Annotated in this window: 25 protein-coding genes; 10 read left to right on the forward strand and 15 right to left on the reverse strand. The window is 72.8% G+C overall.

Annotated elements, in window-relative coordinates; all coding sequences use genetic code 11:
• Nucleotides 1–118: 118 nt before the first annotated feature.
• On the reverse strand, nt 119–811 hold the full coding sequence (locus tag RBXJA2T_RS19505) for a GNAT family N-acetyltransferase (protein ID WP_009857236.1): 693 nt from the start codon (nt 809–811) through the stop codon (nt 119–121).
• A 166-nt stretch (nt 812–977) separates the two neighbouring features.
• Between RBXJA2T_RS19505 and RBXJA2T_RS19790 the strand changes: the two genes are divergently transcribed.
• Nucleotides 978–2645: an N-acetylmuramidase domain-containing protein gene (locus RBXJA2T_RS19790; RefSeq protein ID WP_009857237.1), complete on the forward strand. Its 1668-nt coding sequence runs from the start codon at nt 978–980 to the stop codon at nt 2643–2645.
• Nucleotides 2646–2784: 139 nt separating this feature from the next.
• Nucleotides 2785–3729, forward strand: a complete 945-nt coding sequence (locus RBXJA2T_RS09985; RefSeq protein ID WP_009857238.1) for a hypothetical protein — start codon at nt 2785–2787, stop codon at nt 3727–3729.
• Here the strand turns inward: RBXJA2T_RS09985 and RBXJA2T_RS09990 are convergent.
• The 9 genes from RBXJA2T_RS09990 to RBXJA2T_RS10030 all read right to left on the reverse strand — a co-directional run bounded on the left by RBXJA2T_RS09990 (nt 3669) and on the right by RBXJA2T_RS10030 (nt 12328).
• A complete protein-coding gene (locus tag RBXJA2T_RS09990) occupies nt 3669–4346 on the reverse strand; it encodes a hypothetical protein (RefSeq protein WP_009857239.1) in 678 nt (225 codons plus the stop codon). The genes RBXJA2T_RS09985 and RBXJA2T_RS09990 overlap by 61 nt on opposite strands.
• Before the next feature lie 4 nt (nt 4347–4350).
• Entirely contained in the window at nt 4351–5040 is a 690-nt protein-coding gene (locus RBXJA2T_RS09995; protein WP_009857240.1) for a hypothetical protein, read from the reverse strand.
• A 32-nt stretch (nt 5041–5072) separates the two neighbouring features.
• Nucleotides 5073–6176, reverse strand: coding sequence for a glycine zipper domain-containing protein (locus RBXJA2T_RS10000; RefSeq protein ID WP_009857241.1), 1104 nt, complete (start codon nt 6174–6176; stop codon nt 5073–5075).
• A gap of 93 nt (nt 6177–6269) precedes the next feature.
• Nucleotides 6270–6935 (reverse strand): ankyrin repeat domain-containing protein, encoded by a 666-nt coding sequence (locus tag RBXJA2T_RS10005; RefSeq protein WP_237704878.1) that lies wholly within the window; start codon nt 6933–6935, stop codon nt 6270–6272.
• Between the two features lie 85 nt (nt 6936–7020).
• Nucleotides 7021–8667, reverse strand: coding sequence for a Tle-like phospholipase domain-containing protein (locus tag RBXJA2T_RS19510; RefSeq protein WP_009857243.1), 1647 nt, complete (start codon nt 8665–8667; stop codon nt 7021–7023).
• A gap of 79 nt (nt 8668–8746) precedes the next feature.
• Entirely contained in the window at nt 8747–9478 is a 732-nt protein-coding gene (locus tag RBXJA2T_RS10015) for a DUF6683 family protein (protein WP_206026695.1), read from the reverse strand.
• Nucleotides 9479–9495: 17 nt separating this feature from the next.
• Nucleotides 9496–10131, reverse strand: coding sequence for a DUF6683 family protein (locus RBXJA2T_RS10020; protein ID WP_009857245.1), 636 nt, complete (start codon nt 10129–10131; stop codon nt 9496–9498).
• Nucleotides 10132–10520: 389 nt separating this feature from the next.
• The gene (locus tag RBXJA2T_RS10025) at nt 10521–11546 is read right to left on the reverse strand and encodes a TolB-like translocation protein (protein ID WP_155983609.1); all 1026 of its coding nucleotides are present in this window, start codon (nt 11544–11546) and stop codon (nt 10521–10523) included.
• 98 nt (nt 11547–11644) lie between these two features.
• Complete coding sequence (locus RBXJA2T_RS10030) at nt 11645–12328, reverse strand: DUF6683 family protein (protein ID WP_009857247.1); 684 nt, start codon at nt 12326–12328, stop codon at nt 11645–11647.
• A 321-nt stretch (nt 12329–12649) separates the two neighbouring features.
• On the opposite strand from RBXJA2T_RS10030, the gene RBXJA2T_RS10035 reads away from it, so the two are divergent.
• The 8 genes from RBXJA2T_RS10035 (at nt 12650) to RBXJA2T_RS10065 (ending at nt 19191) form a co-directional block, all read left to right on the forward strand.
• Nucleotides 12650–13333 carry a hypothetical protein gene (locus RBXJA2T_RS10035; RefSeq protein WP_009857248.1) on the forward strand — a complete coding sequence of 228 codons (684 nt, stop codon included), beginning with the start codon at nt 12650–12652 and terminating at the stop codon, nt 13331–13333.
• A gap of 144 nt (nt 13334–13477) precedes the next feature.
• Entirely contained in the window at nt 13478–14194 is a 717-nt protein-coding gene (locus tag RBXJA2T_RS10040; protein ID WP_009857249.1) for a DUF6683 family protein, read from the forward strand.
• Between the two features lie 321 nt (nt 14195–14515).
• A complete protein-coding gene (locus RBXJA2T_RS10045; RefSeq protein WP_009857250.1) occupies nt 14516–15514 on the forward strand; it encodes a TolB-like translocation protein in 999 nt (332 codons plus the stop codon).
• Between the two features lie 125 nt (nt 15515–15639).
• On the forward strand, nt 15640–16692 hold the full coding sequence (locus RBXJA2T_RS10050) for a TolB-like translocation protein (protein WP_237704879.1): 1053 nt from the start codon (nt 15640–15642) through the stop codon (nt 16690–16692).
• A gap of 77 nt (nt 16693–16769) precedes the next feature.
• Complete coding sequence (locus RBXJA2T_RS10055; protein WP_138938837.1) at nt 16770–17402, forward strand: DUF6683 family protein; 633 nt, start codon at nt 16770–16772, stop codon at nt 17400–17402.
• A gap of 59 nt (nt 17403–17461) precedes the next feature.
• A complete protein-coding gene (locus tag RBXJA2T_RS10060; protein WP_310731948.1) occupies nt 17462–18244 on the forward strand; it encodes a DUF6683 family protein in 783 nt (260 codons plus the stop codon).
• Nucleotides 18245–18423: 179 nt separating this feature from the next.
• Nucleotides 18424–18810 carry a hypothetical protein gene (locus RBXJA2T_RS20145; protein ID WP_138938838.1) on the forward strand — a complete coding sequence of 129 codons (387 nt, stop codon included), beginning with the start codon at nt 18424–18426 and terminating at the stop codon, nt 18808–18810.
• Nucleotides 18811–18837: 27 nt separating this feature from the next.
• Nucleotides 18838–19191 carry a DUF6683 family protein gene (locus tag RBXJA2T_RS10065; protein WP_138938839.1) on the forward strand — a complete coding sequence of 118 codons (354 nt, stop codon included), beginning with the start codon at nt 18838–18840 and terminating at the stop codon, nt 19189–19191.
• Nucleotides 19192–19260: 69 nt separating this feature from the next.
• Here RBXJA2T_RS10065 and RBXJA2T_RS10070 read toward each other — a convergent pair whose 3' ends face one another.
• From RBXJA2T_RS10070 to RBXJA2T_RS20370, 5 genes are all read right to left on the reverse strand, one after another.
• Nucleotides 19261–20064: a response regulator transcription factor gene (locus RBXJA2T_RS10070; protein ID WP_009857255.1), complete on the reverse strand. Its 804-nt coding sequence runs from the start codon at nt 20062–20064 to the stop codon at nt 19261–19263.
• Nucleotides 20061–20558 carry a hypothetical protein gene (locus RBXJA2T_RS10075; RefSeq protein WP_009857256.1) on the reverse strand — a complete coding sequence of 166 codons (498 nt, stop codon included), beginning with the start codon at nt 20556–20558 and terminating at the stop codon, nt 20061–20063. Before RBXJA2T_RS10075 ends, RBXJA2T_RS10070 begins: the two co-directional genes overlap by 4 nt.
• Nucleotides 20555–21883, reverse strand: coding sequence for a FliI/YscN family ATPase (locus RBXJA2T_RS10080; protein ID WP_009857257.1), 1329 nt, complete (start codon nt 21881–21883; stop codon nt 20555–20557). The genes RBXJA2T_RS10075 and RBXJA2T_RS10080 overlap by 4 nt, the downstream gene beginning before the upstream one ends.
• The gene (locus RBXJA2T_RS19515) at nt 21880–22512 is read right to left on the reverse strand and encodes a FliH/SctL family protein (RefSeq protein ID WP_009857258.1); all 633 of its coding nucleotides are present in this window, start codon (nt 22510–22512) and stop codon (nt 21880–21882) included. The genes RBXJA2T_RS10080 and RBXJA2T_RS19515 overlap by 4 nt, the downstream gene beginning before the upstream one ends.
• The coding region (locus tag RBXJA2T_RS20370) for a hypothetical protein (protein WP_009857259.1) at nt 22509–22937 on the reverse strand (429 nt) is incomplete at its 5' end. The genes RBXJA2T_RS19515 and RBXJA2T_RS20370, both read right to left, overlap by 4 nt.

Below are 22937 nucleotides of genomic sequence, written 5' to 3' on the forward strand. Positions count from 1 at the left end.
GCACCCGCGGCGGCGAAGTCCTCGGCGCGTGCGTCCGACGGCCGCGCCGGCTCGCCGTCGCTGCGGGGTGTTGCGGGCGGGCGCACGGGCGCAGCGGGGGTGTTCATCGTCTGCACGATCAGGCGGCGAGCGCACGAACCGCCGCGACGGCGTGGCGCCGGCGCTCGCGCAAGCCGTGGCGCTGCGCCGCCTGCCAGCCGGCGCGGTCCAGCCGGTAGTGCGCGGCCGGCCGGCCGTCGTAAGCCGCCGTGCCCAGCGCGTCGAAACCCAGCGTGCGCAGCACCACGTCGACCGAGCGGTGCTGCGGGTGGCAGACGGCCCAGACCTCGCCCAGTGCCAGCGGGCCGAAAGCCTGGGCCAGCAGCGCTTCGCCGCCTTCGAGCGCCAGCCCGCCGCCCCAGGCCTCGGGGCGCAGCCGGCAGCCGAGTTCGATGCGCGGCGGCTGGCCGCTCATCGGCATCAGGTTGAACCAGCCGCAGAACTGCCAGTCCGGGCGGTCCAGCCAGGCCAGCGCCGCGGCGTCGAGTTCGCCGGCGGCGACGGCCGCCCGGGCTTCGGCCAGCGCCGCGGCGTCGGCCGGCTGCAGGCGTTCGGCGTGCCAGATGCCGAGCCCCGGGTGATCGTGATACCAGGCCTGCATGCGGCGCACGAAGTCGGCGGCCACGGCGGGATCGTCCAGCGGCTGGTCGTCGACGAGCAGCTCGCGCACACGCGGCTCGCGGTGCATCGCGACGAGGGCCGGCACGTCGGCGGGCGTGAAGCGGCGCAGGCGAAGACGTGCCGTCTGCAGCAGGGGCGGGAAGGGGGCCACGGCGCAGTCTAGGCAGCGTGGTCCCGCCGCCGCCCCTGGGTTCGATCCCGGGGCGAACGTAAACGTCTGCAGCCGGTGCGCGCCCGTGAGGAGCGATCCGCACTGGCGGGCGGCGCGTGCCGGCCGGAGCATGCCCGGCATCCGATCGCCCGCAGGAGCCGCCCGCATGGACCTCAGCACGACCCGCATCAGCCTCGCCGCCACGAGCCACCGGCCGGCCGCATCGGGCGACGCCGCCGGCGTGCAGGTGCGGCGCGGCGACACGCTGGCGGCGATCGCGCAGCGCCACGGCGTCGACCTGCAGGCGCTGATCGCCGCCAACCCGCAGCTGCGCAACCCCGACGTCATCCATCCCGGCGAATGGCTGGCGCTGCCGGCGGCCGAACGCAGCGTCACCGTGAAGCCGGGCGACACGCTGGCGGCGATCGCGGCGCGCCACGGCAGCAGCGTAGCCGCTCTCGTGCAAGCCAACGGCATCACCAACCCGAACCTGATCTTCCCCGGCGACGTGCTGCGGCTGCCGAGCAGCGCGCCGCGCGCTGCGGCACCAGCCACCCCCGCCGCCCCGGCCGCGCCGGCGCTCGCCGCCGGCCGTCTGCCCGACACCACCGGCCTGGACGAAGCCGCGCGTTGCGAGCTCTACGCCGCACAGGTCGAACGTTTCGGCGACGCCGCGGCGCGCCAGGACCTGGCCGACGGCCGCCGCGTGATCCTCGCGCTGCGCCAGGACACGAACGCCCGCGCTGCCGAAGGCCGCGGCGTCTACGACGACCGCATGGTCGTGCTCTGGCAGGGCGCCGACGGCACGCGCCACGCCGTCGAGCTGCGCGCCAACACCGACCCCTCGGGCCAGTACGAACCCGGCGGCCCGTACGCACGCCGCGCCGTCGGCGGTGACTACAACGGCGACGGCCGCGGCGACCAGGGCCGCCTGGCCGAAGGCACCTACAGCCACACGCGCGGCAGCTTCCTCGGCGCCCGCGCGCTGATGGCCGGCAACGACCAGGTCACCGAGCGCGACACCAACCACGACGGCCGCTTCGACGAAGGCGTGCGCACCGCGCGTGGCGGTTACGGCATGCACATCCACGTCGGCGGCCAGAACAACACCGGCTCGGCCGGCTGCCTGACGCTGCCGCCGGCCGAACACGCCCGGCTGTTCGACGCGCTGGGCACGCAGAACAGCGTGCGCACCGTGCTCGTCGACACGCAGCGGCTGGGCACCGAGGCCGCTGCGGCGCCGGCCGCTCCCGCGGCGACACCGCAGCGCACGCTGAGCGACGCCGACTGGCAGCGCGCCGCGACGACGCTGGGTGTCGACGTCGCCGCGATCCGCGCCGTCGCGCAGGTCGAGGCGCCGGGCAGCGGTTTCCTCGCCGACGGGCGACCGAAGATCCTGTTCGAGGCCCACGTCTTCGGCCGCCGCACCGGCGGCGCCTACAACGCCAGCCACCCCGACATCTCCAGCGCGCGCTGGAACCGCAGCCTCTACGTCGGCGGCGCCGGCGAGTACCCGCGGCTGGAGCAGGCGATGGCGCTGGACCGCACGGCGGCGCTGGAGTCGGCCTCCTGGGGCCGTTTCCAGATCATGGGCTTCAACCACCAGGCCGCCGGCTACGCCGACGTCGAGAGCTTCGTGCAGGCGATGCAGCAGGGCGAAGGCCGCCAGCTCGACGCCTTCGTCAGCTTCATCCAGGCTGACCCGGCGATGCACCAGGCGCTGCGCGACCACGACTGGGCCGGCTTCGCGCGGCGCTACAACGGCGAGGGCTACGCCGCCAACCAGTACGACACGCGCATGGCCGAGGCCTGGGCGCGGTTCTCCTCCCACTGAGGCCGTTGCAACCGGATGCCGGTGGCTGCCGCGGCCGGCGCTATCGTCGCCGCATGACGCTGCTGCAAAGGCTGTGCGCGGCGCTGCTCGCGGTGCTGACCGGCACCGCCGCGGCCGCGGCTGACGACCCCCCTACGAAGTGCCCGCCGCGGCCGCCGCCGACGAGGCCGCGCTGCGAACGCTGCTGCCCGCCGGGTCCCGCCTGATACACGGCCCGTTGGTGCTGCCCTTCGGCGCCCACGAACGTGGCTGGCTGCTGGCCTGGCGCGCGCCCGAGCCCGAGGCCGGCGTCGCCGTCTGGTACCTGGCACCGCGCCCCGGCGACGCCGCGCACTGGCGGCTGCTGCGCCTGCGCGACCCCGAGCCGGCCGACGCCTTCTTCGACATCGAACTGCGCGCCGCCTTCGCCACCGGGCCCGAGGGCGCACGCGACCTCGTGCTGCTCGAGCGCTACACCCGCGCCGCGCCGGCCGGCGGCGAGCGCCACGACAGCGCGCGTGTGCTGCGCCGCGACGGCGACGGCGTGCGCGCCGTGCCCGAGCTGGAATCGCTACTCGACGGTGTGAGCGACGCCGCCGAGGCGCGTCGCCGCCTGGCGCCGGCCTACGAACGGCTGCTGCCGAAGGTGAAGGGCGAACTGGCGGCGGCTTTCGCCTCGTTGCCGGTCGACGTCGTCGACCTGACGCGGCTGGAACGATTGCAGCGCCTGCAGCCCGGCCACCCGCTGTACGAGGTGGACGACGCCGCCAACGGCTATCTCGCGCTGCGTGGCGACGGCGGCCGGCCGGGTTATGTCGCGGCGCTGTTCCGCCAGGCCGACGGCGGCGCCGTCGTCGCCGTGCAACAGCGCTGGCCGGACGCGCAGCGCACGCGGCTGCTGCGCCGCGACGGCGCGGGCTGGAACGACCTCACGGCCGCGCTGCTGCCCGGCTGGCGCGACAGCGACGACTGCACGCTGCCGCGGCGCGGCCTCACCGTCGCCTGTGCCGACGGGCGGCGCTGGACCTGGGACGGGCGGAGCTTTCAGCCGCTGCCGCCCAGCACCACGAAGTCGTCGCCGCGCAGCCCGCGTTCGACCAGCTGACGCAGCGGATCGAGCAGGCGCTGCGCCGGGGCTTCGGCGTCGAGAAAGCGGGCGACGACGACGGCTTCGACGTCGAGCACGAAACGGTGGCCGCCGACGTCGGCCAGCAGCACGATGCGGCGCGCCGTCAGCAGCCCGTCGGCGATGTTCTGCGGGTCCAGGTCGACGCCCCAGCGCCAGGCCGGGTTGCCGCGGCAGACGAGTTCACCGAGCAGCAGCGCCAGGTCGGCGAGCATCGAGTAGACGAGCCCGTCGCCGTCGCGGCGGCTGTGCAGCCAGTGCGAATACGCCGGCCGCGGATGCGGCGGCAGCGCCGGCCAGGCCTCGGTTGCCCATTGCTGCAGCGCGCTGCACAGAGCGGCGGCGTGCTGCCGTGGCGCGGCCAGCGCCGGCGCGGTGTCGAGGCCGGCGTCGTCGTGCAGCAGCCGCGTGATCGTCGCCAGGCGCGGCTCGCGCTGCTGCAGCCAGTTCGCCAGGTTCTCGCGCGCCTGGTCGTCCGACAGCTCGCCGCCCGAGCCCGGGTGGGGCAGCACGAACGGCGGGTACTGGCGCAGCCGGGCACCCAGCGCGCCCTCGCGTTCGCGTGGACCGAAAATGGTCTTCAGCCAGCCCGTCATGGTCTCAGCGCGGTGCCGGCCCGGCCTGCCGCCAGTGAGCCATCGCATCGCCGCGCAGGCCTTCCTCGACCAGACGACGCAGCGGGTTCAGCAGGCGCTGCGCCGGGTCGTCGCCATGCAGGAAGCGGTGCACGACGATGTCCTCGACGTCGAGCACGAAAGGCGTCGTGTGCGTGCCCACCGGGTCGGCCAGCAGCACGATGCGGCGTGCGCTGAGCATGCCGTCGGCGAGGTTCTTCGCGTCCAGATCCAGGCCCCAGTGCCAGTCCGGGTTGCCACGGCGGACCAACTCGCCGAGCAGGATCGCCACATCCAGCAGCATCGAGAAGACGATGTCGTCGCCGCTGCGGCGGCTGTCCAGCCAGCGTGCGAGGCCACCCTCGGCCGGCAGCGCGGGCCACTGGGCGCGTGCCCAGCGCTGCAACTCGTCGGCGAACGCCGCGGCGTGCGCCGACGGGTCGGCCAGCGCCGCCCGGGTGTCGATGCCGGCGACCTCCCGCAGCAGCGCCGAGACCTGCTGCAGCCGTTGCGGCAGGACCTGTTCGAAGCAGGCGAGGTTCTCCGCCGCCTGGTCGGGGCGCAGTGCCGAGCCGCGGCCGGCGTGCGGCGCCTCGTAGGGCGGGTAGTCGCGCAGCCGTGCGCCGAGCGTGTCGCCCGGCCGGGCTTCGCGGCGGCGCGTGAGCCAGTCGAACATGCGCGTCCGGGCCGCTGGCGGCCCGCCTCGGGTCAGAACCAGCTGCGCACTGTATCGAACACGCCGCGGCCGGCGGCGTCGCCCGCCAGCGCACCGCCGATGCCGCCGATGAGGCCGCCCACGACGGTGCCGACGCCCGGAAAGATCGCCGTGCCCAGCGCCGCGCCGGCGGCCGCGCCGCCCCAGCCGCCCAGTGCGCCGCCGGCCAGGCCCGAGGCCGCACGCCCGGTGTTCGTGCCGACCTGGTTGCCGTCGGCGCGGAAAGCCTGGCCGACCTGGATCGCGTCGACCACCAGCCCGACCGGCCGGGCCACGCGGCCGACGCCTTCGAGCAACTGTCCGGAGCGCCGCAGCGCCTGGTTGGCGCGCAGCGCGTCGGCGTCGAGTGCGACCTGGGCGCGGATGTCGCCGTCGAGCGCGACACGCCCGACCTTGCTCTCGATCTCCAGCCGCTGGGCCTGACGCGGATCGGCCGCCGGGATGTCGACCACGACGTCGACGCGGCGCGCGCCGCCGTTGGCCGGCACCTCGGTCTGCGTGGTGTAGCCGGCGGCGCGCCAGCGGTCGGCGATCGCGTCGCGTGCCAGCGCACCGTTGGTGTTGTTGGCCACCGCCGCCGGCACGCCCGCGCCCGGCGCCAGCGAGCCCGGCGGCACCGCGTTGACCTGCGGCGAGATCCGGATGCCGTTGCGGTCGAGCAGCTCGCGCAGCCCGCTCGTGAAACCGTCGCGCCCGGTCCAGGCGCTGGTCGTCGACTCCCACTGCTTGACGAGGATCGGGTTGTCGACCAGCACCTGCCGCCCGGCCTGCAGCATGCCCTGGCCGGCGCCCCAGAGGCCGCCGGGGGCCTGCAGCCCGCCGCCGGCGGCGGCGACGACGTCGGCGTTCAAGCGTGCGAGCTCGCCGACCCGGCCCTGGGCCGTCAGCTCGTCCTCGATCGCCGCATAGGCCTGGGCGGCGCGGCCCGGATCCTGGCGCGCGGCGTCGGCGACCCAGGCGCCGAGGCGCGCGGTGTCCAGGCTGCCGCTGCGCGGGTCGCGCGCCGCGCCGATCAGCTCGCGTGCCGGGCTGGAGGTTTCGGGGCGCGACGCGCTGCCGGCGGCATCGCTGCGCGAGACGGAATCGGTGGCGTTCATCGGGCGGCTCTCCTGCGGCTGAAGCCCGATTCGATGCCGCGGGCGACCGCGCCGCCAGCCGGGAGCGCTCCCAGGCTGGGGCCGATCCCAGGGTCAGCGCGACAGCCGCGCCGCCACCGCGGCGTGTGCGCGGCCCTGCGCCGTGTCGGCGGCCGGCGGGTTCAGTTTCAGCGCGTGCGCCAGGCGCGGCGGGTCGATGCGTGCGCCGGCCTGCAGCAGCGCGTCGGCGACGATCCAGTTGCCCATGCCGGTGGCCAGCAGCAGCGGCAGGCTGCCGTCGGCGGTCGGCAGGTCGGCACGTGCGCCGGCCTGCAGCAGCGCCAGCGCGAGATCGGTGTTGCCTTCGCGGATCGCCAGCGACAGAAAGGTCTCGCCCTGCACCGGCAGCCGCGCATCGGGCGACACGCCGGCCTTCAGCAGCACCGGCAGCAGCTGCGGGTCGCGCACACGCGCGGCGGCGTTGAGCAGCGACATGCCGTTGGTCAGCGTGCGTGTCGGGTCGGCGCCCAGCGCCAGCAGGTGGGCGACGACGTCGGCACGCACCGGGCGCACGTAGGCGACGTAGGCCAGCAGCGGCGTCACGCCCTGCTCGCCGGGCGTGTCGACGGCGTAGCCCGCGCGCACCTGGGCCGTCATCGCGGCCAGGTCGCCGCTTTCGGCCAGGCGCAGGAAACGGCGGCTGGGCTCGTCGGCGAAACGGGCCAGGGCGCGCTCGCGTTGGTCGGTGGCGCCGAAGACGGCGGAGACGTCGATGGACACGGGTTCCTCCTTCGGTGCGGCGGCCGGCGAGCAGGCGGCGAAACCCAGGGCCGCGAGGCCCGTGGCCAGCACCACGCCGACGCCGCTAGGGCGCCGGCGCACGATGCCGCAGGACTTCCGCCAAACCATGTTGTTGCGTGCCGAACCGGCCTCCCTCGGCGATCGTGCCCGGGTTCCAGCTGTCCAGGCGCGCGCCGAGGTAAATGCGCGCCAGCGGGTTGCCCAGGTCCACGGAGCGGCCGACCGACGCCGGGAACTGGCGCAGCCGGTCCAGCCCCAGCGCGTCGGCATAACGTGTCGGCACCGCGCCTCCGTTCAGGAAGCTCATGATGTCACCCGTCGTGCGGTAGTTGGTGACCTGGCCGTCGGCGAAGTGCAGCGAATAACCTTCACGCGTCTCGTCGGCGACGCCGGCGGCGTTGAAGGTCGTGGCCGGCACGCCGGCGCGCCCGGCGGCCGTGGCCGCCAGGCCGCCGCCCAGCGAGTGGCCGGTGGTCTCCAGGCGGCCGGCGGGCACGACGCGCGCCACCTCCATCGCCGCGATCGCCGCCGCGGAGTGCTGCAGCGAGCCCAGCCCAAGGCCCTGCGCGAGGTTGTCGTCGGCATCGCCCGCGCGCGCGAGCGCCCAGTCGTCGGTGCCGCGGAAGGCCAGCACCCAGCCGCCGTCGTCCAGGCGGAACAGCGCCGCCTCGAAGCCGATCGCCGGCTTGTGCAGCAGCGCCGGGTCCAGCCCCAGCGCCTGCAGCTGCGCGTCGCCCAGACGCGTGGCGCCGGCCGGTGCGCTGCTGCGGTCGTAGACGGCCTGCGACAGCTCGGCCATGCGCGTGGCATGCGCGTCCATCGGCGTGGCGCGGAACACCAGGTCGGCGGCCTGCACGTCGCCCGGGGCGACGGCGCGTACCGCGGCGTCGAACACGCGGTCGCCCAGTGCGCGCACGGTGGCGCCGTCGGCACCGCCGGCGAAGCCTTGTTCCATGCGCGCGGCGGTCTGCATCAGCGCGCGGAACGTGCCGTGGTCCGACTTCGCCGTGTGCCAGCCGTTGATCAGGCCCCAGTCCTGCTCGGTGTCGGTGGCGGCGAGCATCACGGCGTCGAGTGCACCGGGCTCGCGCGCCAGGGTCTCGAAAGCGGCCCGCGCCGAGGCCGGGTCGTCGCCGAAGGACGCGACGACCGAGGCGATGGCGCGCGCCTCGGCGTCGCCCAGGCGGCGCTGACCGTCGAACTCCAGCAGGCCGCCGACCGCATGCTGAGGCTTGTCGGTCGTCCGGCCGGCCAGCGCCTGCACGTAGGCCAGCTTGGCTTGTGGCGAGGCGTGGCGGGCCACCGCCGTGCCCAGCTCGGTCACCGGCTCGAAGCCGCCGCTGGCCGCCTCGGTGCCGGCCAGGGCCTGCGACAGCGCGGCCAGCGAGTCGCCGTCCAGGTCTTGCGCCATGGCCTGGAAGAAGTCGGCACGCTGGTCGGCCGTCAGGCCGGGGCCGACCCAGGAGCGGTCCATCACCTCCTGCGCCAGCCGGTCCAGCCGGCCCGTGGCGGCCATGCGGTCGACGACGGCGTCGGCGTCGTGCGCCGGCAGCGCCCCGATCAGCTCGGTGGCCTCGCGTACCTCGTCGCGGCTGACCCAGCCCAGGCCCGAGGCGTCGAGCAGGCGGTCGAGCCGGCGCAGCGCCGTGTCCACCACCGGCGAGGGCGGCGGGGACGGTGCGCGTGCGGGTTGGCGGCCGATGTCGTTCATGGGCGGTCCTCCGATCGCGGCTCAGCTTAGGCAGGCGGCGTCGCGCTCGCCACCTGGGATCGTGACCAGGGGGAGGCCGTCAGCGCAGCGCCAGGCCGTCGTCGCCCAGCGTCAGCCGATCGACGTCGCCCTTCAGGAACTGCTGCAGATAGCCTCGCGCCGCGTCGCGGCTGCTTTTCGCGAGTGCGGCGTCGGGCTTGGTCTTCAGCCCCATCTGCGTCGTCGCCATGAATATGCCGATGATGGCCAGCTGTTCGTAGGCTTCGCGCCGCTCGCGCGCCGGCACCGAGGCGAAGCCCGGCTGCGAGGCCATCACCCGGCGCATCTGCGCGACCAGGGTGGCGAAATGGCGGTCGGGGAAGTCCTCGCCGCGCATCGCCATCCAGCAGCCGGCGACGAAGGCCGCGGCGGCGCCGCCGAGGTCGCCCGGCTCGATGCCGAAGCGGCGTTCGATGTCGCCATAGGACCGCAGCAGCGTCGCGAACGTCGACTCGGCCTGCGCCCGCCCGGCGGGCGGGTAGCCGGCGGCCAGCAGGCTGGGGACCCGGGTCGGACCGTCGGCCCGGGTGACGAGGTTGACGACGGCGTCGCGGCTGGGTGCGGGCGGCGTGTCGGCGGCCTTGGCGGCCGCATTGCGCTGGCGTGCGTTCTCGACGATGCGGTACTGGATCGACTGGTAGTACCAGGACGAGTCCAGCACGCCGAGGTTGCCGATGTTGTACATCGGGCCGTAGGCGGCCGCGAAAGCCGGCCAGGCCAGCACGAGGCAGGCGGCGGCGTACGCGAGCCATCGTCGGGGGGAAAGCGGCATGGGCATGACGGGGTCGTTCAACGCTGGGACAGACCGTCGGCCGTGATCTGCAGGCGGTCCAGGTCGCCCGGGATCACCGTCGCGAGGTAGCGGCGTGCGGCGGCGACGCTGCGTTCGCGCAGGCCGTCGTCGGGCTGCTGCGCCAGGGCCATCTGCGTGGCGGCCATGAACATGCCGACGATGGCCAGCTGTTCGTAGCTGCGGCGCAGCTCCATCGGGTCCAGGCGCCGGTAGGCCGGGTCGCTTGCGACGGCTTCGCGCATCTGGCGCACGAGTGCCGCGAAGTGGGCGTCGGGAAAAGGCTGCTGGCGCATCGCCATCAGGTTGCCGGCGATGAAGGCGGCGAGCGCGCCACCGATGTCGCCGCGGCGAATGCCGAAACGATCCTCGATCTCCCGGTACTTCGCGAGCAGTGTCTCGAAGGTTCGTGCGGCCTGTTCGCGCTGTGCTGCTGGATAGGCCTGCGCCATCTCGCGGGCGGCCGTCGTGCTGGCGCGCTCGACGGTTGGCAGCGGTGCCGGGGTCTTGGTCCTAGCCTTCGCGGACTGCTCGACGAGCTGCATCTGGATGCGGTTCATCCGGTACTGGAAGTCCAGCCCGGCGAGGTTGTCCAGGCCGTAGCAGCACCAGTAGGCGTGGGCGGACTGGGCCACGAAGAGGGTGGCTGCGCATAGCGCGTGACCCAGTGCTCGAAGGCTCATGTGACGCTGTTCCGCCCGGGACCGAGGATGTTCCGACTGCCTCCGGCGCTGGTAACCGCGTTCCGGTGCAGGCGTTTGCCCTGTCTTGATGGAAGGCGAAAGCCTGCCCATCGGGCGGCCAGACCGGCCGCCACCAAGGCAGCCGCGGCCAGCGCCCATCCGATCACGCGGCTGAGAGAGTCCATTTGCTTCCTCATGTCTGGCGTCCTAGGGGCTCGCGGCGAGCCGCCTTCTGCCGGGCCCGAGGTTCGTCGTCTCGGGTGTCAGTCGTGCGAAAAGCCACAGCGCGTGCCCGGAAGACAGCGGTGCCGTGGACGGCGTCGCTTGAGGTACCTGCGCGCTCAGCGCGTCCACCCTAGAAGGTCGCAGCCGAGCGTCGCCGCCTGGCCCTCGTCGTCGGTGACGGCGATCGGTCGGACCGACGCGTGATCAAGGGTGACCTCGCGCGCGGTCGCCGGCGCCGTGTGCAGTTCGCAGCCGCCGGCACCGACGCAGGCGGTCCCGGTGCACACGTTGGCCGGGTCCCAGTCGAAGGCGAAAGACCGGTCGTCGGGCGCCCACACCGCGTAGGACGTCAGGCCCGTTCGGGTCAGCCGTTGGAGTCCGGTCCCGTCGGCGCCGGCAATCCACAGATCGGTCTCCGCCGGATCGCCGCTGGCGTTGAAGCGCATCCAGCGGGTGACGATGCGGCTGCCGGTTGGGTCGCTCCACAGTCCGCGCAGCGTCCACCCCGGCACCGACAGTGTGCCGACAGCGCTGTCCTGCTGGCCCACGATGGCGACGTGGACGGCGCCGGTGGGTTCCGCGGAGATCACGCGGCCGTCGGGCAGCCAGTCGGCCGCGGCGCGGGTGGGCCATCGCTGCAAGGTCCGCCGCGCCGGCAAGTCGATCGCCGTGACGACGCCGTCGCCCGCGATGGCGCTGCTCGCCCACACCAGCAGCAGGTCGCCCAACCGCAGGGGAGACGGGCGGACCTTGCTGACGTAGCCGTTGAGCACGGCCTGGTGCACGACGCGGCCGTCCGAGTTCGACTTGATCGAGACTTGGCTGGTGTCGGCGCTGAGGTCGTGCTCGAGTGTCACGTAGTGCGAACCGTCGGGCGTCGGCACCGCGTCCTTGGCCTCATCGATGTGCCGAGTGCGCGCGCCGTCCGGCGACGACACGTACAGACCCGTGCCGTCGCCGAGCGGGAAGAAGTTGTGCCACAAGTGACCCGACGCCGCCTCGCCTCCGCCGCCGCCTCCGCTGTTGGCGCCGTCGTGAGAGCCTGCGCCGTCTCCGCAGGCGGCCAAGCCGGCCATGGCGATGAGGGTGGCGCCGAGCGCCCAGCGAAGAATGCACCCGTATGTTCTGGTTCCGTTGGCCATCGTTCGGTGTCGTTCGTTCAGGGATGCAGGCCGCGGGCAGGCGGCGGCGTGCGCTAGCCATCGTCGGGGGGAAAGCGGCATGGGCACGACGGGGTCGTTCAACGTTGGGACAGACCGTCGGCCGTGATCTGCAGGCGGTCCAGGTCGCCGGGGATCACCGTCGCGAGGTAGCGGCGCGCGGCCGTGACGCTGCGTTCGCGCAGGCCGTCGTCGGGCTGCTGCGCCAGGGCCATCTGCGTGGCGGCCATGAACATGCCGACGATGGCCAGCTGTTCGTAGCTGCGGCGCAGCTCCACCGGGTCCAAGCGCCGGTAGGCCGGGTCGCTTGCGATGGCTTCGCGCATCTGGCGCACGAGCGCCGCGAAGTGGGCGTCGGGAAAAGGCTGCTGGCGCATCGCCATCAGGTTGCCGGCGACATCGGCGGCGAGCGCGCCGCCGATGTCGCCGCGGCGAATGCCGAAACGATCCTCGATCTCGCCGTACTTCGTGAGCAGAGTCTCGAACAGCGCGGCGGCCTGTTCGCGCTGTGCGGCCGGATAGGCCTGCGCCATCTCGCGGGCGGCCGTCTGGCGGGCGCGCGCCTCGGTCGGCAACGGTGCCGGCGTTGACTTCCGAGCGCGCTGGCCGGCGCGCTCGGCGTTGCGCATCTGGATGCGGCTGAGCTTGTACGAGAAGTCCAGCGCCGCGAGGTTGCCGACGTCGGCCGTGCCCCAGTAGGCCTGGGCCGGCCCGGCGGCGACGAGGCTTGCGCAAGCCAGCGCGATCAGGAAACGTCCGTGCATCGGTGTGGGCCTCGTCGTCGTGCCGGCTGAGCGCACGAGCGCAGGCTCTTTCTCCCTTGATGGGCCGAGCTTCCGACAGCACGACGCAACCGGCACCTGGGATCGTCCCCAGTGCGTCTGTCACCGGATGCGCCGGCGCCTTGCGCCCTGCGGTGCCGGCCCGGCTAGGAGCGATCACAGGTTACGCGGCGCCCGGGGCTCCGATTGAATCCGCCCCATCGTGTACGGCATCACACGAGCCTTGCACCGATGCCGCGGGAGCGGGCCGCAGGACCCGAGCCCCGACCCGCAACCCGTCAACACTTCTGGAGGATTCCGAACATGAGTGGAGCTCTGAGCAACGTCTTCGGTGGCGGCAACATCCTCGGCTTGGCGCTGAACATGGTCAGTCTGGCCTTCCCGCCGCTGGCTGTGGCCAATAGCCTGAGCAATCTTCTGAGCCAGTCCATCGGGCAGGCCTTCAACAAGGCGATCGACACGTTGGTGCAGCAGTTCGGCATGCCCAAGTTCGTCGGCGAGATGGTGAAGAACCTGGCGGGCGAGACTCTGGGCAACCAGATGAAGCCGAGCAGCCCGGACGTCGATGCTGCCGTCGCCGGTGACCCGGGTGTCCAGGACTGGATGGGCAAATTTGTCGAGGACCTCGCGTCGAGCATCGTCGAATCTGCGCGTCAGGGTCTGGACAGCAAGGAAGCGAGGGGCAAGGAAGGCAAGCGGACCACCGGCAGCTGGTTGCAGGCGATTGCCATGGCGATGGGTTCGATCGCTGGCGATAAAGCTGCGCAAATGGTGGAGCTGAGCCAAAAGATGGCCGACCTCAATGCTGCGGGCAAGAAGATCGGCAAGAACGACACCAACGCGCAGCAGGAGAACGCCCGAGCCTTCTCGGAAACGCAGTCGCTGTTCCAGGCAACGTCTCAAGAGTTCAGCATCCTGCAGAACACCTTCGCCAACGCGATTAAGTCGATCGGTGAAGGGCTCACCGCAATGGGCCGCAAGGGCTGAGCGCGGCGCAGACCCAGAGCTCGCAGCAGCAGAGGCAGCGACGCGAGTCGTTGCCTCTGTTTCCGTTCCTTGGGGTCGACTCTGTCCCAGATGGCCAGAAGAATCCCGCACCTGTCAGAGTGGAAAAAGCCGAGGAGGGAAGCGGTGCGCAACATCGACAGGTCGTTCTGGACTTACTTCATGCCGACGGCCGCCGTCGCTCTCACGATGAGCTTCGTTTGCCGGCCGGCCGTTGCCCAGATCCATATTCCGACCTACACCGGTACGCCGCTGATGATTACGGGCGGTGTGCTGAACCAGCAGATCTTGCATGCCTCCGTGCCCGGCGCGCGGCCGTCGGCCCACGTGGACCGGGCTGACCCGGTCTCGACCCTCGTTCCCGAAGGACGAAGCCAGGTCCCGCGCCAACTTGCGCAAAGCTATCCGCCCGAGGCCAGGTCCGAGGCCCAGCGATTCTTCGCAGAGTTGCTAACGGGTTACCAGAGCATCGAACAAAGATTCGGGATCCCGCGCCGCGATCTGGCTGGCGCCGTGGCCGCCTTCATTGCCGGAAGCTGGATGGCGTATCGAGGCCGGCCCTTTCCCGACCGCTACTTCCCGCCGCTTGTTGAGCAGTCGCGCCGGATACTCGCTTCGTTGCCGCAGTTGCGCGAGGCCACCGCCCCGGCCCGCCAGGAGACCTACGAACAGTTGGCGATCCTTGGCATGTTCATGGCCACGACGCAGATGGCGCTCGACCGGCAACCAGACCGCGCCACGGCAGCGAAAGTCCGCCAGGCGGCCAAAGACTATCTTGAGCAGTTTCTCTCAGTGGACGCCGACCGCGTGAGTCTCGGTCCCAAGGGGCTGTCCCTGGAATGAGCAATGGCTCGTCGGCGGCGGGATGTTCGAACCCCGGAGGACGAGTCCTTGACCGTGGCCGTGGGGTGCGTTGCTGCCGGTGTCGGACTGGCCATCCCGCAGCGGAGCGGGGCCGGGAGCGCCTTCCATGCAGACGCCTGATGGGCGGACGAGCACGGTCAACTATTTTGCCGCTGCTTCTCTGTTACACGCCGCCCCCGTCGCCCATACCCCGTTATTGATACCCAGGGAGACCCAAAGATGTCTGACAGCGTCCTCACGCCTCGTTTCTCCGCGTCGACCGGACGCTCATGGTGCGCCCGTTGGCGCCTGGCGATCGCCGTGCTCCTGACGGCCGCGCTGGCCGCCTGCGGCGGTGGCGGCGGCGGAGGGGGAGGCGACGACGACAGCGGCTCCGGTGGATCCGGTGGCACGTCCGAACTCTCCGGCCGCCTCTGGCACAGCAACTACGCGCTGGACTTACTCGACGGCACCCAGATCGCCGACCTGGGCGGCGCCGCGCCGACGCTGGTCGACGCCGACAAGGTGGCCCGCCCCTGGCCCGACGGCTCGCAGTACGCCATCTACAACTACGACGACGAGCGCGACGGCGACACCGTGCTGCGCATCAAGCGCACCAGCGACGGCACGACGCTGTACTCGGCCGTGATCAGCGGCTACGCGGCCGACCTGCGACCGTCGCCGGCCGACAAGGCGGTGCTGCTGGTGTCGCAGGCCGAGGACTACACCAGTTCGCTGAGCGCCACCGACTACGTCTTCGTCGATCTGGCCAACCTGCGCGAGCTCGACCGCATCTCGGGTGTCGGCACCGTCGTCGACTGGCTGCCCGACGGGCGCTACCTGCACTTGGCCGCCGACGGCACGCTGTCGGTCGGCCAGGTCGGCGGCAGCCGCAGCACGGTGGCGAAGCTGAACCTCGGTGGCCGCAGCCTCGTCGATCTCGCCGTCGACCCGCTGGGCCTGCGCTACCTGGTCACGCTGGTGTCCTACACCGGCGCCGGCAACGTCGACGACCTGGACCTGTGGGTCGGCGGCGTTGACGGCAGCGCGCTCGAGCGGCTCACCGCCACCGGCCTGACGTCCTATGGACGCTGGTCGCCTGACGGCGAGCGTGTCGCCTTCGACGTCGATACCGGGACGGTGTGCAGCGGCTCGGCGTGCATGGGCACCTGCGAGATCTGGTACGCGCCGGCCAGCGGCCGCAACCTGAACCCGCTGCCGGCAGCGCCCGGCGCCGCGGCGATGTTCAAGGTCCGCAACCGCAGCAGCAGCGCCCGTGACCACACGCTGGGTTGCGAACTGCTCGGCTGGACGCGCTGAGACGGTGCGGCACCCGGTCGCCTCCGCTCCGCGGCAGGGGACCGCCGGCAGCAGCCGGTCGCTGGGGCCAGCCGCGCTCTGGCATCGGACTCAGTTCGATCAACCGGAACCCGCGAGGACATCGGATGAGCGATAGCCGTGAATGGCGGAAGGCGTCTCAGGGTCTTGGACGCCTGCGTTACGCACTGGGCGGCGTCGCCGTGGCGGCGCTTCTGCACCTCGCCAGCTGCGGTGGCGGCGGAGGAGGCGGCGGCGGGAACGACCCCGACAACGGCTCCGGCGGCGAGGTCACCACGTCGGGCCTGCTGTGGCACGACTTCTTCGGCCTGGACGCGGTGAACGGCCTGCAGGTCTCCGACTTGGCGGGGGCGAAGACGGTCCGTGTCTCCGGAGTCGAGACCGCCGTGCCGACGCCTGACGGCCAGCACTTCATCACCTACGAGTACGACCTGGACGACGACTTCTCGACGGTGTCGATCTACACCCGCGACGGGCAGCGCGTCGACGCCGCCACCTTCGACGGCTACGTCCGGCGCGTGCGGCCATCGCCCGGGCAACTGGGCCGCATGATCCTCACCTGGTCGCCGACCGCCGGGGGCGTCGGTTCGGATCAGGTCGAGCTGATCGCGATCGACTTCAACGGCCGCGTCACGCTGGCCAGTTATCCGGGTGTCCATGCGGCGGCCGACTGGCTGCCTGATGGACGTGTGCTCCACCTCGGCGCCGACGGCCGCCTGCGCATCGGCACGCCGGCGCTGCCGGACACCGCGGTCGCACAACTGAGCGTCAGCGGCCGCACGCCGGCGGGCCTCTGGGTCGACCCCGCGGGACAGCGCATCATCACGCGCTGGAACGTGCTGTGGGAGGATGGCGGCATCAGGTCGACCGACCTCTGGATCTCCGCGATCGACGGCAGCGGCCTCGAGCAGCTGACCGACACCGGACTGAGCTCGTACGGGGTCTGGTCTCCCGATGGCGCCTTCTTCGCGTTCGACATGGACCCGGCCAACGCCTGCACCTCGACCGGCTGCTCGGGCATCCCGATCGGCAGTTGCGACCTCTACGTCGCGCCGGCGACCTCGCGCCGCGTCGGCGCGGCGGCGGCTTCGTTCACCGTCACCGGTGCAGACGGGCGGCGCAAGGTGCTGGGCTGCGACCTGCGGGGCTGGACACGATGAGGCGCGCACGCTCGTGCCCGGGATGGACACGGGCTTCGTGGGCCTTGGCCTTCGTCTCGGTGCTGTGCTGTGCGCCCGTGGCGGCGCAGATCCACATCCCGACCTACACCGGCACGCCGCTGATGATCACCGGCGGCGTGCTGAACCAGCAGATCCTGCAGGCCTCGGTGCCCGGCGCGCGGCCTGCCGCGGACAGCAAACGAGCGGCTCAGGTCTCGACCGTGGTGCCCGATGGCCCCAGCAGGATGCCGCGCCAGCTGTCGCAAAGTTATCCGTCCGAGGCCAGGGCCGAAGCCGAACGTTTCTTCGCCGAGTTGCTGACGGGCTACCACGGCATCGAACGCCAGTTCGGCATCCCGCCTCGTGACCTGGCCGGCGCCGTGGCCGCCTCCATCGCCGGCAGCTGGATGGCGTATCGAGGCGAGCCCTTTCCGGACCGCGACTTCCCGCCGCTCGTCGATCAGTCGCGCCGGATCCTCGCTTCGTTGCCGCAGCTGCGCGAGGCCGCCGCCCCGGCCCGCCAGGACACCTACGAGCAGTTGGCGATCCTCGGCATGTTCATGGCCACGACCCGGATGGCGCTGGACCGCCGGCCCGACCGTGTCGCGGCGGCGAACCTCAGACAGGCGGCCAAGCGCTATCTCGAACAGTTCCTGGCGGTCGACGCCGAGCGCGTGCAACTCGGCCCCGAGGGACTGATAGTGAACTGAACCCTGGACCGGTCGTGAGGGCGGCCCCGGCCTTCCCGGTTCCGTCAAGGAGCGTGTCGATGTTTCACGAGCGTGCCCGCGCGCGGGCCTCGAAGGTGGTTGGCGATGCGCCACGCTTTGGCTCGGCGGCCTGGCGGGCCGGAGTGGTTCTGGCGTGGGTGGCGGCGCTTGCTGCTGCCCCCGCCGCCGCGCAGTACTACAGCCCGGACTACGCCTACTACGGCGCGCCGATGTCCAACTTCCTGTCTACCAGCTACCTGACGCAGACGCTGGTCAACGACCTGCACACGCCGCAGCGCCTGCGGGCGGCGACGAAAGCCGCGCGCGAGCCCGACTCGGCCGCGGCGCTTCTGGTGCCCACGCGCGGCCCGGCGACGATGCCGGCCAAGCTCGCGGCGCATTACCCGGCGGGCCAGCAGGCGAAGGCGAAGGCCTTGTTCGAGGACCTGCTGGTGCGCTACCGCGGCATCGAGAAGCAGTTCGACATCCCGCACGGCGACCTGGGCGGCGCGCTCGCGTCGTTCCTCGTCGCCAGCTGGATGGGGCTGCACAACCGCTCGTTCCCTGACGAGCGTTTCCCGCCGGTGGTGGCGCAGATGCGTTCGCTGCTGGCGGCCCAGCCCGAACTCGCCGACGCGCCGATGCTCGACCGGCGCGAGATGTACGAGCAGATGGCCATCCTCGGCATGCTGATGGCCGGCACGCAGATGGCCTTGCAGCAGCAGCCCGACGCCGCCACCGAGCAGCGCCTGCGCGAGGCCGCGCGGGGTTATCTGCGCCAGTTCTTCAAGGCCGACGCCGAGCGCGTCTCCTTCGGGCCGGGCGGGCTGCAACTCGACTGATCCGTGACGCCGGTGGCAGCCCGCCCCGTCAGGCGGGTGGCCGGCGTGTGCCTGTTCAGCCACTCCAGGGAGACAGAACAATGCCTGACAGCAGCCTCATGCCTCGTTTCTCCGCGCCGGTGTCCAACACTCTTTTCCACCGGCGACCAGACGCAGACGCTGGTCAACGACCCCGTTGGTTGAGCACTATTTCCAAGCCTGCTCTGCTTGCTCTTATCTCCGTCGTGCTTTTGCTGGCCCAGCCGTCAGCCCAGGCCCAGACGACCATGGGGTCGATTCCCAGCTGGACCCTGATCGGAGCGATGAATGCCAACAACTTGGTGATCGGTCGGCTCAATTACTCGCTGCTGATGAAAAGAGCGACGGGCCAGGCCGGGGATGAGGAAGGTCTGGCCCGCGGTCTGAAGCAGACCTCGGCCGCCGAACAGCCCGTCGCCGGGTCTACCACAGTGCTGCGGCCGTCTGAACAGGTTCGACGTGCCAGCCTCGCCAAGCTCGCTGCAAGTTACCCAGTCGCGCAACGCTCTGCGGCTTTGCAACTGTTCGACGACCTTTCTCGGCGCTAGGCCGACATCGAGTCACGGTTCGGTCTGGTGAGTGGCGACACGGCCGGTGCAGTGGCCGCGATGTTGGCAGGCTCCTTGATGGCGTATCGCAATGCCGACTTTCCTGACCGCCAGTTCGGGCCGCTGGTCCGGCAAATGCGGACTGTTCTGAGCGGCAACGAGGGCTTCGCGCGTGTCCCCGAGGCGGATCGCCAGGATCTTTATTACCAGCTGGCGACCTTGGGCATGTTCCTGGCCGCCACCCAGGTGGCATTGAAGCGGACGCCAGATCCTGGCGTCGAAGCCAATATGCGCGCCGCCGGCGAAGCGAACCTGCGGGCTTTGCTGGGAGTCGATCCGGCGGGCCTTCGGCTGGGACCGCAGGGGCTCTACCTCGAGTGACGCGGGTTTGGTCCTGCCGCATGCCAGCGGCTTCTGCATCGCAGGAGCGGGGCGCACGGCCCCGGCGCCTCAGGCCACCAGCGTGTCCGCGACGTCGACGCTGCGCGACACCGCCATGCGCAGCAGGTGCATCGCGTTGCGTGCCTGCATGCGCTCCATCAGGCACTTGCGGTGGAACTCCACCGTCTTGCCGCTGAGCCCGATCTCCCAGGCGATCTGCTTGCTCAGCTTGCCGGCGACGATGCCCTGCAGCACCTGGCGCTGGCGCGGCGACAGCGACTCCAGCCGGCGCTGGTACTCGCGCCGGCCGGTCTCGGCCGGGTCGGGCTCGGGCAGGCGCGGCGTCGGCGGCGGCACGGCGCCGTCGCCCGGCGGCAGCGCGAACAGCGCGGCCACCTGGCACCGCGCCCAGGCCGACTCGGCGAGCGCGAAGGCACGCTCCAGCGCCTGCTCCAGCGCGTCGTCGGCGAACGGCTTCTCGAGCATCGTCACCGCACCCTTCTGCATCGCGGCCACGGCCAGCGGCACGTCGCCGTGGCCGGTCATGTAGACCACCGGCAGCGGCGGCGCCGCCGGCGGCGCGGCGGGCGGCTCGGCCGCCGGGTCCAGGCGCAGCGTCAGGCCGCGGTCGGCCAGGCGGTCGTGCAGGTCCAGGCCGCTCAGGCCCGGCATGCGCACGTCCAGCAGCAGGCAGGCGCGGTGCAGCTCGTCGGGGCGCTCGGCGGCCAGGCGGTCCAGCGCGTCCAGCGCCGTCTGCGCATCGCCGAAGTCGTGCACGCGGTAGCCGGCGCCGCTGAGCCACCACTGGGCGCTGCTGCGGAACTCGGCGTTGTCGTCGACCAGATAGACGGTGCGGGCAGGACGTGGGGTCATCGTGGGGCTCCCGGAAGAAACGAAGGGGTCTGGATACGGGGCGCGGGGTCTTCGCGTTCGGCGGCGGCTTCGAGCGCGCGCCGCCAGGCGGCCAGCGCGTCGCGGCCGGCTTCGTCGGCGGCCTGGCGCCGCGACAGCGCCTCGCGCCAGGCGGCGCGGGCGCGGTCGAGCCGGCGGTCGGCCGCGTCCAGCGCCTCCTGCTCGTCGAGCAGCGTGTACTCGGCGCGTTCGGCGGCTTCGTCCAGCGCTGCGCTCCGGGCTTCGGCGCAGGCCTGCCAGCGGGGCGCGACGGCGCCGCCGTTGCGCGCGGCCAGCAGCGCCTTCAGTGCCTGGCGGCGGGCGTCGAACTCGGCTTCGGCGGCGCGCACCGCGGCCAGCGCCTGCTGCTGGGCGCGCTGCGCCTCGGCGCGTTCGCGCTGCGCACGTTCGGCGCGCAGCGCCCGCAGCCGCTGCAGCTGGCGCGCCTGCTCGCGGCGTTGGCGTTCGTCGTTCATGCCAGCACCTCCTGCAGCCGGGCCAGCGCCTCGGCGGGCGGCGTGTGCTCGTCGGGCGCCTGGCGCAGCAGCGCTTCGAGCCGCGGCATGCGCTCGATCGCGCGGTCGGCGAGCGCGTCGCTGCCGGCCTGGTATTCGCCCACCTGCAGCAGGAAGCGGATCTCGGCGTGGCGCGCGAGCAGCGCTCGCAGCTCGCGCGCCGCGGCCTGGTGCGCGGCGGCGGTCACACGCGGGAAGACGCGGCTGGCGCTGGCCAGCAGGTCGATCGCCGGGTAGTGGCCGGCGGCACCCAGCGCGCGGCTCAGCACGACGTGGCCGTCGAGGATGGAGCGCACCTCTTCGGCCACCGGGTCGCTGCCGTCCTCGTCCTCGGCGAGCACGGTGTAGAAGGCGGTGATCGCGCCCTGGGCGTCGTGGCCGGCGCGTTCGAACAGCCGCGGCAACTCGGCGAAGACGCTGGGCGGGTAGCCGCGGCGCACCGCCGGCTCGCCGACCGACAGGCCGATCTCGCGCAGCGCGCGGGCGTAGCGCGTGACGCTGTCCATCATCAGCAGCACGTGAGCGCCGCCGGCCCGAAAACCTTCGGCGATGGCGGTCGCGGTCTCGGCGGCGCGCGCGCGTTCCATCGCCGGGCGGTCGGAGGTCGCGACGACGACGACCGAACGCGCCAGACCTTCGGCGCCCAGGCTGTCGTCGATGAACTCGCGTACCTCGCGGCCGCGTTCGCCGACCAGCGCGATGACGTTCAGGTCGGCCTGCGCGCCGCGCGCCAGCATCGCCAGCAGCGTGCTCTTGCCGCCGCCGGCCATCGCGAAGACGCCGACGCGCTGGCCGACGCCGACGGTCAGCGCGAGGTCGATGGCGCGCACGCCGGTGGCCAGCGCCTGGTCGACCGGGCGCCGGGCCAGCGGGTTGGGGCTGGCGTTGCGCAGCGGCCAGCCGGCCAGGCCGGGCGGCAGCGACCGGCCGTCCAGCGGCTCGCCGAAGGCGTCGAGCACGCGGCCCAGCAGCCCGCGGCCGCAGGGCACACGCGCCTGCTGCTCCAGCAGCTCGACCTCGGCGCCCAGCGCGACGCCGCGCAGCTCGCCCAGGGGCGCCAGCATCGCGCAGCCGTCGGCCAGGCCGACGACCTCGGCGCGCAGCGGCGCGAGCTGCGGGTGGCGCGGGTCGACGATGCGGCACTGCTGGCCCAGGTGCGCCGGCAGCCCGGTGGCGCGCAGCATGGTGCCGACGGCCTGCACGACGCGGCCACGTGCGGCCACCGGCTGCAGCTCGGCCAGCGCACGCTGCAGGCCGGCGTCGGGCCAGGCGGGCGGCGCGTTCATCGTGCCACCACCTGCTGCAGCGCGGCCTGCACCCGCTGCAGCTGCGTCTCCAGCCCGGCGAGCAGGCGCCCGCCCGGGGTGTCGAGCTCGCAGTCCAGCGGCGCCAGGCGATCGTCGGCGCGGCAGCGCAGCGCGACGCCCTCGGCGTCCAGCCGCGCCTGCACCGGCGCGACCAGCGTCGGGTGCAGGCGCAGCACATGGCCTTCGCCGCGGCCGGACTCGTCGGCCTGGGCCAGCACCTGCCGCGCCAGCGCGGCGACCACTTCGTCGGCCGGCAGCGACGCGGCGACGCGGCGCAGCACCAGCAGCGCCAGCGCGACGACGCGCTGCTCCAGCGCGGCCATCGTCTCGTCGTGGCGGTGCAGCAGGGCCTGGGCCTGCCCGGCGAGCTGCGCCGCGGCCTGCTCCTGCACCTGGGCCAGCGCTTCGGCGCGGCCGGCGGCGAAGCCGGCGGCATGGCCGGCGTGTTCGGCCGCGGCGATGCGCTCGGACTCGGCGGTGTGCAAGGCCGCCAGCGACTCGGCCAGCGCCACCGCGTCGGCGAAGGCGGCGGCCTCGTGCGGCGGCAGCAGCAGGGCGTCGGTCGCCAGGCTCAGCCGCGGCTGCAGGTGCACGGCCATCCAGCTCATCGGGGCAGCTCCAGAGCTGCCGGCAGCCGCTCGGCGGCCTCGGCCCAGGCGGCGGCAGCCTGCTGCGGCAGGCGTTCCAGCGCGCCCACCTCGGCGGGTGCGAGTGCGGCCCGTAGCGCCGCGTCGGGCAGCGCGGCGCGGGCCAGCGCACGGCCGCATTCGGTGAAGGCTTCGTCCAGCGCCTCGCCGGCGGGCAGCGTCGCGGCGCCCGGCCCGGGGAGCTCGGCGTCCAGCAGGGCCTGCAGCAGCGCGGCGCCGAGACAGTCTTGCGCGGCCTGCAGCTGGCGGCCGTCGATGCAGCGCTGCAGCGCGCCGGCATGCCACAGCGCGCCCAGGCGCCGCAGCGTGGCGCGGCTGCCCGGCAGGTCCAGAACCCAGTCGGGGCAGGCGGCGAGCGTGTCCCAGGCTGGCGCAGCGCCGCCGCG

Origin of the sequence: Rubrivivax benzoatilyticus JA2 = ATCC BAA-35, assembly GCF_000190375.1 — a bacterium.
GTDB lineage: Bacteria > Pseudomonadota > Gammaproteobacteria > Burkholderiales > Burkholderiaceae_C > Rubrivivax > Rubrivivax benzoatilyticus.